Annotated in this window: 10 protein-coding genes and 1 pseudogene; 4 read left to right on the forward strand and 7 right to left on the reverse strand. The window is 66.1% G+C overall.

Annotation, left to right across the window (positions count from 1 at the left end; translation table 11 throughout):
• The 4 genes from B3446_RS24585 to ykgO all read left to right on the forward strand — a co-directional run bounded on the left by B3446_RS24585 (window position 1) and on the right by ykgO (window position 3,754).
• Window positions 1-1,215: an ABC transporter substrate-binding protein gene (locus B3446_RS24585; RefSeq protein ID WP_291386335.1), complete on the forward strand. Its 1,215-nt coding sequence runs from the start codon at window positions 1-3 to the stop codon at window positions 1,213-1,215.
• Window positions 1,212-2,294 carry a FecCD family ABC transporter permease gene (locus tag B3446_RS24590; RefSeq protein ID WP_291386338.1) on the forward strand — a complete coding sequence of 361 codons (1,083 nt, stop codon included), beginning with the start codon at window positions 1,212-1,214 and terminating at the stop codon, window positions 2,292-2,294. The genes B3446_RS24585 and B3446_RS24590 overlap by 4 nt, the downstream gene beginning before the upstream one ends.
• A gap of 3 nt (window positions 2,295-2,297) precedes the next feature.
• On the forward strand, window positions 2,298-3,506 hold the full coding sequence (zigA, locus tag B3446_RS24595) for a zinc metallochaperone GTPase ZigA (protein ID WP_191577177.1): 1,209 nt from the start codon (window positions 2,298-2,300) through the stop codon (window positions 3,504-3,506).
• 101 nt (window positions 3,507-3,607) lie between these two features.
• Window positions 3,608-3,754, forward strand: a complete 147-nt coding sequence (gene ykgO / locus B3446_RS24600) for a type B 50S ribosomal protein L36 (RefSeq protein WP_175136481.1) — start codon at window positions 3,608-3,610, stop codon at window positions 3,752-3,754.
• Between the two features lie 144 nt (window positions 3,755-3,898).
• Here ykgO and B3446_RS24605 read toward each other — a convergent pair whose 3' ends face one another.
• The 7 genes and pseudogenes from B3446_RS24605 to B3446_RS24635 all read right to left on the reverse strand — a co-directional run.
• The gene (locus B3446_RS24605) at window positions 3,899-6,331 is read right to left on the reverse strand and encodes a membrane-bound PQQ-dependent dehydrogenase, glucose/quinate/shikimate family (protein WP_291386341.1); all 2,433 of its coding nucleotides are present in this window, start codon (window positions 6,329-6,331) and stop codon (window positions 3,899-3,901) included.
• Between the two features lie 134 nt (window positions 6,332-6,465).
• Window positions 6,466-7,047, reverse strand: coding sequence for a GTP cyclohydrolase II RibA (ribA, locus tag B3446_RS24610; RefSeq protein ID WP_255809482.1), 582 nt, complete (start codon window positions 7,045-7,047; stop codon window positions 6,466-6,468).
• Between the two features lie 130 nt (window positions 7,048-7,177).
• Window positions 7,178-7,597, reverse strand: coding sequence for a YgiW/YdeI family stress tolerance OB fold protein (locus B3446_RS24615; protein ID WP_291386343.1), 420 nt, complete (start codon window positions 7,595-7,597; stop codon window positions 7,178-7,180).
• Between the two features lie 109 nt (window positions 7,598-7,706).
• Window positions 7,707-9,122, reverse strand: a complete 1,416-nt coding sequence (locus B3446_RS24620) for an ATP-binding protein (protein ID WP_291386345.1) — start codon at window positions 9,120-9,122, stop codon at window positions 7,707-7,709.
• 1 nt (window position 9,123) lies between these two features.
• Window positions 9,124-9,780 carry a response regulator transcription factor gene (locus B3446_RS24625; protein ID WP_291386347.1) on the reverse strand — a complete coding sequence of 219 codons (657 nt, stop codon included), beginning with the start codon at window positions 9,778-9,780 and terminating at the stop codon, window positions 9,124-9,126.
• Between the two features lie 53 nt (window positions 9,781-9,833).
• The gene (locus B3446_RS24630; protein WP_291386349.1) at window positions 9,834-10,967 is read right to left on the reverse strand and encodes a Fic family protein; all 1,134 of its coding nucleotides are present in this window, start codon (window positions 10,965-10,967) and stop codon (window positions 9,834-9,836) included.
• A gap of 121 nt (window positions 10,968-11,088) precedes the next feature.
• Window positions 11,089-11,339 (reverse strand): annotated as a pseudogene (locus tag B3446_RS24635) (glycine zipper 2TM domain-containing protein); the annotation flags it as partial.

Genomic DNA, 11,339 nt, shown 5'->3' on the forward strand with positions numbered 1-11,339 from the left:
TTGAGCCCATTGCTGGTCGCGCTGATGGCGGGCTGCACGCAGGTCTCCCCGCCGCCCGTGGATGCGCTGCCCCGGCAGACGGCCGGCCTGGACGGCCCCGCGCACAACCTGGAGGCGGCCTGCGTGAGCGACTTTCGGCCTGACGTGGACTACTTTCCGGACAAGACGGCGTTTCGTCATTCGTCGCAACTGCAAGTCGAATACGGTCCGAACTACAAGCGCGTGCGCTTTACGCCCAGCGTGGCCACGCGTGAGGTGCTGGACTTTCTGCTCGTCCAGTGCGGCACGCCCGCGCCGCCGCATGATGCGCACGTGCCGGTGATCTCGGTGCCCATCCAGCGGCTCGTGACCGGCAACTCGGCGATGCTGGGCGCACTGGACGAATTGGGCATGGTGGATGTGCTGGTGGGATCAGAAAACGTCCGCAACGCCACGGTGCCCGCCGTTCGGCAGCGCATTCAGGCCGGGTTGGTTCACGATATGTGGGGAGTCGGGCATGCCAGCATCGAGCAGATCATGGCCGTCCGGCCGGACGTCTATCTGACCTTTTACTCGGCGTATCCAGCGGCCAACATGCACCCGCGCCTGTGGGAAATGGGCGTGCGCGCCCTGCCGCAGGCTGATCATCACGAGACGCATCCGCTGGGCCGCGCGGAATGGATGAAGCTGCTTGCGCTGCTGGGAAACCGCGAAGCCCGTGCCAATGACCGCTTTGACCGCATCGAGGCGGAGTACCAGCGGCTGGCGGCGCTTGTGCATGGCGTGGCAGCACGGCCCGCGGTCATGTCGGGCTTTGCCGCAGGCCGGGCCACCTTCGAGACGTTCGGCGCGGCCAATCAGCGGGCGCAATTGATCCGCGATGCGGGTGGCGACTACGTCGTGCGCGATGCGCGTCCCAGCAGCCTGCTGTATGTGCCCTTTGAATCCATCTATGCCGATGGCGTGCTTGCCGATGTTTGGCTGGGCACGTTGGGCGGCCAGCCCGGCATTGACGCCTGGATACGCGCAAACCCTCTGCATGGCTGGTTCCGGCCGGCCGAATCGGGCCTGGTCTATGCCTGGGACCGCGGCTACACGGGCGCATGGGCCAACCCCTATCAGGACCAGAGCATGACCAAACCCCACGTGCAGCTGGCCGAAGCCATCAGCGCGCTGCACCCCGGTCGGCTGCGCATGGCCGACGGTGAATTCGAGTTCCTGCGGAGGTTGCAATGATTTCCCAGATCTGCGCGACATTCTCCATGAGCCGCCCTGCGCGTCGGGCGCAGACATGGGTGGCATTCCTGCTGCTTGCGGCGCTGATCGCGGTGCTTTTCGTCGCGGAACTGTCGCTCGGCAGTGTGGCTATTCCCTTGAAGGCGGTGTTGCAGGCCCTGCTTTCTGACGCGACACCGGAAAACCCTGCGTGGCGCGACATCGTGCTGGGCTTTCGCGCGCCACGGGCCGTGAACGCGATGGTCTCCGGCGCTGCGCTCGGCGTGGCCGGACTGATGCTGCAGACCCTGTTTCGCAACCCGCTTGCCGATCCATTCGTTCTGGGGATCGTGCACGGCGCGCGCCTGGGTTGCGCGGTACTGGTCACGTTAGCCGGCGTGGCGGGCAACGCCTTCCTGCTGCGCTACGGCCTCGTCGGGGATGTCGGCATGGCGGTGGCGTCAATCGCGGGGTCGACCCTGGTCCTGCTGTTGCTGGCCAGGCTTTCGCGTCACGTCGGCCTGGTGACGCTGCTGATCGTCGGATTGATGCTGGGTTATCTAGCAGTCGGCCTGATCAGCGTGCTGATGCACTTCATCGATGAAACGCAGGCGCGCGCGTTCAAGGTGTGGGATGACGCGAGTTTCGCCAGCGCCACCCGGCAGCAATTGCAGATCCTGATTCCCGGCCTGCTCGGCGGCATGGCTGCGTGCGCGCTGCTCGTGAAGCCGTTGAACGGCCTGTTGCTGGGGGAGCGGTACGCCCAGTCGATGGGGCTGCACGTCGACGCCGTCAAACGCGCCGCCTTGTTCGCGGCCGCCTGGCTGTGCGGGCTGGTGTCCGCATTCTGCGGGCCGGTGGCCTTTCTGGGTTTGGTGGCGGCGCAGGTCGCGCGTGCGTTCATGCGCACGGCGGACCACCGCGTGCTGCTGCCCGCCGCCGGCCTGACCGGCGCCGCGCTGGGTCTGGCGGCAGACCTGGTGGTGCATCTGCCCTGGAGCCGGCACGTTTTTCACTTGAACGCGGTCATCGGGCTGGTGGGCGCCCCGGTGGCGTTGTACATGCTGTACCGCACGCGCGCTCTGCAATCCCGGTCTTGAATCATGCAAAACCACCCTCCCTCCCCCCACGATCTGCCAGTAACCGTCCTGTCCGGCTTTCTGGGCGCCGGCAAGACGACACTGCTCAATCACATCCTCAACAATCGCGAGGGCCGGCGCGTCGCCGTCATCGTCAACGACATGTCCGAGGTCAATATCGACGCCGCGCTGGTCAGGACGGGCGGCGCGGAGCTGTCGCGCACCGACGAGAAGCTGGTCGAGATGAGCAACGGCTGCATCTGCTGCACGCTGCGGGAAGATCTGCTGCTGGAGGTGGAGCGCCTGGCGCGGGAAGGACGCTTTGACCAGCTCGTCATCGAATCGACGGGTATCTCCGAACCGCTGCCCGTGGCGGAAACCTTCACCTTCGAGGGCGAGGACGGCCGCAGCCTGGGCGAAATCGCCCGCCTGGACACGATGGTGACGGTGGTCGACGCCTTCAATTTCCTGCGCGACTACAGCTCGCGCGACCGCCTGCAGCAGCGCGGAGAATCCTTGGGGGACGAGGACGAGCGCACGGTGGTGGACCTGCTGATCGATCAGATCGAGTTCTGCGACGTCATCGTGCTTAACAAAGTGGATCTGATCACCCGCGAAGAGCGCGAGCGGCTGTTCGCCATCCTGCGCAAGTTCAATCCGCGCGCCCGCATCGAGGCCGCCGCCTTCGGCAACGTGCCGCTGGACCGCGTGCTGAATACCGGCCTCTTCGACTTCGACGAAGCGTCGAAGGCGCCGGGCTGGCTGCAGGAACTGCGCGGGCAGCACACGCCGGAGACCGAGGAATACGGCATCCGAAGTTTTGTTTACCGCGCGCGCCGGCCCCTGCATCCTGAGCGCTTCTTTGCCTTTGTCGAGGACGAATGGCCGGGCGTCGTGCGGTCCAAGGGCTATTTCTGGCTGGCCAGCCATCCCGAATTTGCGGGGTCGTGGTCGCAGGCCGGCGCGGTCGCGCATCACGGCGCGGCAGGCTATTGGTGGGCGGCCATGCCGCCGGAACGCTGGCCCGAAGATCCGGAATACGTCGCGATGATCCGCAAGAACTGGGTGGAAGGTGTGGGCGACGCGCGCCAGGAGCTGGTGCTGATCGGCATGGAGATGGATGAAGCTGCCCTGCGGGCGCGCTTTGATGCCTGTCTGCTCAGCGACGACGAGATGGCGCAGGGACCGCTTGTGTGGAAGACGTGGCCCAATCCATTTCCGAACTGGCCGTGATGGCCGCACGCCCGCGATGACCCGTACCACGCCCCTCGAACCCAGGAATCGCGGCATGCGCTCGACCTGTTGATTTTCTTAACCGGACAGGAGAACCCTTCATGAAAGTCCTCGCCTCCCTGAAAGACGCCAAGACGCGCCACCGCGACTGCCAGGTCGTGCGCCGTCGCGGGCGCATCTACGTCATCTGCAAATCCAACCCGCGATTCAAGGCACGCCAGGGCGGCGCCAAGAACCGAAACGCATAGGCCCAAACGCAAGGAAGCCGAAACGAACAAAGCGGGCTGGAATTCAAGCCCCCAAACGCAACGAAGCCGCCCCGAAAGGCGGCTTCATTGCGTCTGGGCTCGGGCGCGTCTTGCTTCGCCCTGCCCTTTACGCTATTGCACGGCTCAGATCTTGCCCGGCAATGCGTAGGCGATCACGTAGTCGCCGCGGTCAGGCGAGTTGCGGGCGCCGCCGGCCGAGATGACGATGTACTGCTTGCCATCGGCGGTCGACTTGTAGCTGATGGGCGTGCCCTGGCTGCCGACCGGCAGGCGGACCTTCCACACTTCCTTGCCCGTGCCGGCATCGTACGCGCGCAGGTAGTAGTCCTGCGTGGCGGCGATGAACACCAGGCCGCCCTGCGTGGCGAGCGTGCCGCCGATGGTGGGCATGCCGATCGGGATCGGCAGACCCAGCTTGACGCCGAAGGGACCGGTGTCCTGCACGGTGCCGACCGGAACCTGCCAGACCATCTTCTGCGTCTTCAGGTCCACGGCCGTCAGCGTGCCGAACGGCGGCGCCTGGCACGGGATCTCCAGCGGCGACATGAAGCGCACCTTGGCGTTGATCGCGTAGGGGGTGCCGGACAGCGCGACGGGGCCCTGGATCGCGGCGGCTTCGTTGCCATCGCTCTTCTTGGCGTTGGCGCCGGCTTCGACCAGCTGCACTTCCAGGCCGACGCGCATGTCGTTGATGAACAGGTAGCCGTTGACCGGGTCGATCGAGATGCCGCCCCAGTTCATCCCGCCCAGCGAACCCGGCAGGTTCAGCGACGGATCGGTGCCTGGCGGCGTGAACAGGCCCGTGTAGCGCTTGGACTTGAAGTGGATGCGGCACAGCAGCTGATCGAACGGTGTGGCGCCCCACATGTCCGATTCCTTCATGTCGTTCGCGCCGATCGAAGGCATGCCGACGGAGAACGGCTGGGTCGGCGAGTAGGTTTCGCCGGGGATGTTGCCGGCCGGCACCTTGCGCTCTTCGACGCGCGTAAGCGGCTTGCCGGTCTGGCGGTCCAGCACGAAGATCTGGCCGGCCTTGGTGCCGAACACCAGCGCGGGCACGGTCTTGCCGTCGACGGGGAAGTCGGCGAAGGACGGTTGCATCGGGACGTCGAAGTCCCACAGGTCGTCGTGCACGGTCTGGTAGACCCACTTCTCGCGACCGGTGCTGGCGTCGACGGCCAGCACGGACGCGCCGTACTTGCGGTCGAGCGCGGTGTGCTTCACGCCCCACAGGTCCACCGCGGCGCTGCCAACCGGCATGAACACGGTGTTCGATTGGGCGTCATACGACATCGGCGCCCACACGTTCGGGGTCGAGCGCACATAGGTCTGGCCGTCGGCGGGCGCGGCCTGGTCTTCCGGATTGCCCGGATCGAAGGCCCAGCGCAGCTCGCCGGTAATCACGTCGAAACCGCGCACCACGCCACCAGGCATGTCGGTGCTGACGTTGTCCGCCACGCGGCCGCCGATCACGATGGTGGTGCCGGCCAGCGTCGGGGCCGAGGTCGGGTAATACTCGCCCTTGTCGGCGCCCTTGCCCATGCCGGCGCGCAGGTCCACGCGGCCTTGCTTGCCGAAGTCGGCGCAGAAGGCGCCGGTGTCGGCGTCCAGCGCGATCAGCTCGGGCGTCACGCTGTTCATCAGGATGCGGCGGCGGCAGGCGGCGCCGGCGTCCAGGCTCACGGCCTTGACGGGCGTCGCCCCTTCCACGGTGGGCTGCTCAAGCGGCGCATCGATATCGAAATAGGCCAGGCCGCGGCAACGCATCCACTTCTTCTGCTTGGCGTTGATCTCGACTTTCCAGAGTTCCTTGCCCGTGGTGGCGTCCAGCGCAATCACGTTGTTGTGCGGGGTGCACAGGAACACGCGGTTGCCGATCTGCAGCGGGGTCTGCTGGTCTTCGGCGCCGCCGCCACCGGGGCTGACGGGGGTGTCGCCCGTGCGGTAGGTCCAGGCGACCTCAAGGTCCTTCACGTTGTCGCGCGTGATCTGGTCCAGCGCCGCAAAGCGGGTGCCCCCGGCGGTGTTGCCGTAGTGCGCCCAATCCTTCTGTTCCTGGCCGGGTGCGACGGGCTGGAGCGCCAGAGTCTCGCCTTGCGACACGGGCGCGTGGGGCACGAACATGCCGGCCACGGTTGCGATGAAGGCAAGCGCCAGTACGGCGGCCGCGATGCGGGACGGCGCCGGGTTGGCGGGCAGCTTCTGCGCGCGGCGCAGCAGCGGCTGCGACAGCGCGACCAGGATGCCGAAGCCCACGAACACCAGCACGCGGGAGACGAGCGGCCAGAATTGCAGGCCCACGTCGATGACCGCCCAAATCGCGGTGCCGACCAGCGCCAGCGCGAAAAGCAGGCCCCCATTGGGGCGGCGGCGGGCGATCTGGATGCCGGAGACGGCAAGTACGACGCCGCACACCACGAAATACCAGCTTCCATTCAGGGCCACCAGGCGAGCGCCGTGGTAACCGAAGAAGAGCCCGGCGGCCAGAATGCACGCGCCCAGCACAAACAGCCACGCTTTTGCGAGCGTGGACAGGTCTTTATGTTGTTGATTCATAGGGAATTCCAAAACACGATACGGCCATGCAGCCGGCAATGCGGCCCATCGACCGGCCCAGAGTATAAGGGTTTGTCCTTACATTCGGGAAAAGCAAAGCCGCCCCGGGGGGCGGCTAGCGGACTTGCGGGCCATCACTCCTCGGTCTGGCCGAGTTCGATCCGATGCTGCGTGCGCAGCGCCTTGGCCAGCAGATAGCCCTTGTTGTGCTCGTTCGGATAGACACCCGTCAGGCGGCAGCCGCTGACCCGGATGCCCATACGTTCCAACTGCGTGCGCTTGTCGGGATTGTTCGTGAGCAGTTCCAGATCATCGACGCCCAGCGCCCGCAGCATCTGCGCCGCCGGCGTGTAGTCGCGATCGTCCAGGCCGTGACCCAGTTCCAGATTGGCGGTGTAGGTGTCGTAGCCCAGTTCCTGCAGCCGGTACGCGTCGATCTTGGAATATAGGCCGATGCCCCGCCCTTCCTGGCGCAGGTACAGCAGGTAACCGCCCTCCTGGCTCATGAGGCGCAGCGCTTCCTGCAGTTGCGGGCCGCAGTCGCAGCGCAACGAGCCAAAGACGTCGCCGGTCATGCATTCGGAATGCAGGCGGACAAGCGGCTGCGGGCCGGGTTGCCCGAATTTGAGGGCGAGATGGTCGCGCGCATCGGCCAGGCCGTGAAAGCTGTACGCCAACGCCTGTGCCTCGGAGCCGTCGGCAAGACGGATGGGCAACCGGACGGTGGCGCGGATGGTGGCTTCGGGCAGCGGGACCGCGGCGGGGGGCGTTACGGGGTTCACGACAAACAGGTACGGGTATCGACTTGAGGCCGACAGAATACCGTATGCGCCCGCCGCACGCTCTTTACATCACGCGGACGCTGTCCACATCGAACTCGACGCTGTTGCGATCGCGGTCCAGTTCACCGCGCAGTTCGACCTGGGTCTTGTCATCGATCTTCTGGCCGGCGGGGAAGTCGTCGTTGTCGATTTCGACGCGGATCTGACCCGTGCCGTCGTCAAAAGTGTAGTGATCGTCGCCGTCGTGCGAGACGATCTGGCCACGCAGGATGGCGTTCTGGTCATCGCGGCCGTTGGCCAGCAATTCCTTGACCGTGGTGACGGCCACCGTGCTGGGGCCGCTATAGCCCTGCGCTGCCGGCTTGCCGGTGCTGGGGCCCGTGTAGCCCTGCGCGTGCGCCACGCCTGTCACGGCGGCGCCGGCGAGCACGGCGCTGGCCAGGAAGGTGCGGATGAACGTGGAACGACGGGTAGTCTGGGTCATGGTGCAGCTCCTTGCGCGGATTGCGCTTCGTTGTTGAACATGGCGCCATTTGACGCCCCGAAGATGAAGCAGACCTTAGCTTTGAGGCACGGATGCGACTGTGTTGTGGTCAGGCCTTCGTATCGATGGGCACGAGTAGCGTCACGCCCAATCCCCTGCCGTCCAGCCCCGGCCCGAACCGCAATTGCCCGCGGTGCATGTCTGCCACGCGCGCGACGATGGACAAGCCCAGGCCATTTCCCGGGACATTGGTGCCCAGCACGCGATAGAAGCGCTGCGTCAAGCGCTCAAGATCGGCCGGGGCCACGCCGGGGCCGTCGTCCTTCACACTGAGCGCGACGTATTGACCCGCGCGTTCGGCAGCGACCTGCACCTGGCCGCCTTGGCGCCCGTACGACACCGCGTTATGGATCAGGTTGCGCAAGGCGGTAAAGAGCGCGTCACGGTTGCCCGCCAGTGCCGTCTCGCGCGCATCGATCGTTATGGTAGTGCCCTGCGCCGCCGCCGTGGGCGCGCAGGCGTCGGCGGCGTCCTGCAGCAGGCTCGGCACATCAACGCGCTCGCGGGGCATGGCATCGGCCGATTGCGGATCCAGGCGCGCCAGCTGCAGCAGGTTTTCGACCAGGCTGGTCGTGCGCATCATGTCGGCGCGCAGGCGCTGCAATTGGGCGGCAAGCGCCGGCGCCTGTTCGGCGGGATGGCTGCGTTGCAGCACCTGTATCCGCGACGCCAGCGCCGCGAGCGGCGTGCGCAGTTCGTGGGCGGCATCCGCGGTGAAGCGCCGCTCGGCTTCCAGCGCATGATCAAGCCGGCCCAGCAGGCGGTTCAGCGCGGCGGTGATCGACTGGACTTCATACGCCCTGCTCTCCTCGGCCACGGGCGACAGGTCCGTCGGCGACTTGGCCTCGATGCCGCGCGTCATGCGCGCAAGCGGCTTGAGCAGCCGCCAGATCAGAAACCAGTTGATCAGCCCCAACAGCACCCACAGGCCGACCAGCGGCCAGGCCAGCGATTCGAGCATGTCCCAGATCAGATCGGTGCGCTCGTCCATTTCTTGACCGACCTGTGCCGAAAACCCCAGCGTGTCGTGATGGCGGACGTAGACGCGCCAGTCCTCGCCGTCCGCGCGCACGTCATAATAGCGGTCGCCGCGGCGCTCGGGGTCCACGAACGGCCGCTTTGGCGCGTCTTCGCCGCGCAGCAACACTTCTCCTGAGCGCGACACCAGTTGGTAGTCCAGCCGCAGTGCGGGTTGCGTGTCTGCGGGAGCGCGCTCGCCGGCCACGCGGCCGATGCTGCCTTCGCCCAGCGCCAGGACCAGCCGCGCGCCCTCTTCCAGCCAGTCGTCGTAGGCGTCGTTGACCTCCTTGCGTGCGATGGCCAGCACGATGAGGGTGCTGACCAGTCCGACCAGGATGCTGGAGCCGAGTGTCGTACCGATCAGCCGCCGCCGCAGCGAATAGCCGCGCGGGGCCTTCGACGCGGCGTTGGATGGAGTCCTGGATGTGTTCTTGCGCCAGCGCATGTCAGTCGGCCAGGCGATAACCCTGGCGCCGCACCGTCTTGATAAGGTCGGCCGCCAGCTTGCGCCGCAGGTTGTAGATGTGCACTTCGATCGTGTTGCTTTCGACTTCGTCGCCCCAGCCGTACAAGGCTTCTTCGAGTTGCGCGCGGGACACGATGTGGCCGGGATGACGGATGAGCGCGTGCAGGATGGCGAACTCCCGCGCCGTCAGCTCCACTTGCGCGCCGTGGTAACGGACCTGCTTGGCGGCTGCGTCGAGCGAGACACCGCCGTGTTCCAGCGTCGGCGTGGCGTTGCCGTCGCGGCGGCGCAAAGCGGCGCGGATGCGGGCAGACAGTTCCTCCAGATCGAACGGTTTGACCAGATAGTCGTCCGCCCCCAGATCCAGGCCTTCGATGCGGTCGGGCACCGCGTCGCGCGCGGTGATCATGATGGCCGGCACGTTGTCGCGCCGCGCGCGCAATTGCCGAAGCAGGTCGTCACCCGTCATGCCGGGCAGCCCGCGGTCGATCAGGACGCAGTGATAGTCGTGCGTGGCAAGCGCGGTCTCGGCAAGATCGCCGCGCGTCACGCGGTCGACGACGTAGCCGTCGAGCTCCAGCCACGATTCGATCGACTCGCCCAGGGATACATCGTCTTCGGCCAGTAGGATACGCATGCGCCGACTATACGCGACAGGATGAAGTGAATCTTAAGCCTGGCGGCGGGACGTCATTCCGGTAGTTCGTAGCTCGAGCTGCGTCCGCCGGCGGCCGCTTTGCGGAGCATGTTCCGATTCAGGAGATCGGTGATGTCGCGCAGTGCCGTATCGGGCGAACATTTGGCGATGGCGGCCCATTTGGTGGTGGTGAGCTTGCCTTCAAATCCGTCCAACAGCCTGTTCAGCACCTTGGACTGGCGCTCGTTCAGGGGCTCCGCTCCCCAACGGCGCCAATACTGGGTCTTGGCCAGCACCTTATCCAGCACCTCATGAGCCTGATTCACCGCCCGATGCAGCGTCGCCAGAAACCAGGCCAGCCACGGCGTGACATCCATGGAGTCCTTCTGCGTGTTCTCGAGAATCGCGTAGTAAGCGTTGCGCTCGCGTTGGATCTGAGCCGACAGACTGTAGAAGCGTTGCGGACTGCCATCGGCGCGCGCCAGCAGCAGATCCCCGATGGCGCGGGCGATGCGGCCATTGCCGTCGTCGAACGGATGCACCGTGACGAACCACAGATGGGCCAATCCCGCCTTCAGCAACGCGGGCATTACCGGACCGCCCGCAGCATGCGCGGGCGCATTCACCCAGTTCAGGAATGCGTGCATGTCGGCGTCCACCCGTGCTGCCGCGGGGGCTTCAAAGTGCACCCGCTGGCGGCCCATGGGACCGGACACGACCTGCATCGGGCCATCGGTGTCGGTGCGCCAAGTCCCCACGTTGATGCGAGACATGCCCGAGTAATTCGTCGGGAACAACGCCGCATGCCAGCCGAACAGACGCTCTCGCGTGACGGGCGCATGGCAGTTGCCCGTGGCGTCCAGCACCATTTCCACGACGCCCTCGACATGACGGTCCACCGGGGCGAGTGCGCCGATATCTACGCCGATGCGTCGCGCGATAGAGGACCGGACCGACGCGACGTTAAGCACCTCTCCTTCGATTGCGCTGGTCTTGACGACCTCGTCCGTCAGGACGCCGAGGCTCGCCTGATCCCGCAGCGGCATGCCGACGTCCCGCAGGCGCCCCATCAAGGCGCCCTGCGCGCGGCTGACGTTAGCCAACGGCTCGGCCAGCGCATTGAGGTCAAAGCGCCACTGCGGCCAATCGGGGGCCTGCCAGATGTAAAGATAATCTCCGCATGTCATGCGGAGATTATGGTCCCTATTCGCCGCACGTGCAATTTATTCTCCGCAAAATTTGCGGAGAATAAGCCGCCTAATCTCCGCATCCCGTAGCAATCACGGTTTGAAAGGCACTACATCGACATCAAATCCCGCCCACGCGGCTCACGCCGCCCTGCGTCACGATCTGGACGCGTTGGCCGGTCGAAATCGGCACGTCCGCTTCCTGCGTAATGACGCGTACGTCGCCCGAATCCAGGCGCACGGTGATTTCCAGCCCTGCCCGGCGGGCGCTGGCGTTTTCGATGGCGTTGCCCGCCATGGCGCCGCCGACCGCGCCGCCGACGGTGGTGATGCGGCGTCCCGAGCCGCCACCCACGGCGTTGCCCGCGACGG

Source organism: Achromobacter sp. UBA5777 (assembly GCF_002418565.1).
GTDB classification, from domain to species: domain Bacteria; phylum Pseudomonadota; class Gammaproteobacteria; order Burkholderiales; family Burkholderiaceae_B; genus Achromobacter; species Achromobacter animicus.

Coding starts and splice junctions, on each gene's coding strand:
- B3446_RS24590 (WP_291386338.1), top strand. CDS start 1,212: ATGATTTCCCAGATCTGCGCGACATTCTCCATGAGCCGCCCTGCGCGT.
- zigA (WP_191577177.1), top strand. CDS start 2,298: ATGCAAAACCACCCTCCCTCCCCCCACGATCTGCCAGTAACCGTCCTG.
- ykgO (WP_175136481.1), top strand. CDS start 3,608: ATGAAAGTCCTCGCCTCCCTGAAAGACGCCAAGACGCGCCACCGCGAC.
- B3446_RS24605 (WP_291386341.1), bottom strand. CDS start 6,331: ATGAATCAACAACATAAAGACCTGTCCACGCTCGCAAAAGCGTGGCTG.
- B3446_RS24615 (WP_291386343.1), bottom strand. CDS start 7,597: ATGACCCAGACTACCCGTCGTTCCACGTTCATCCGCACCTTCCTGGCC.
- B3446_RS24620 (WP_291386345.1), bottom strand. CDS start 9,122: ATGCGCTGGCGCAAGAACACATCCAGGACTCCATCCAACGCCGCGTCG.
- B3446_RS24625 (WP_291386347.1), bottom strand. CDS start 9,780: ATGCGTATCCTACTGGCCGAAGACGATGTATCCCTGGGCGAGTCGATC.
- B3446_RS24630 (WP_291386349.1), bottom strand. CDS start 10,967: ATGACATGCGGAGATTATCTTTACATCTGGCAGGCCCCCGATTGGCCG.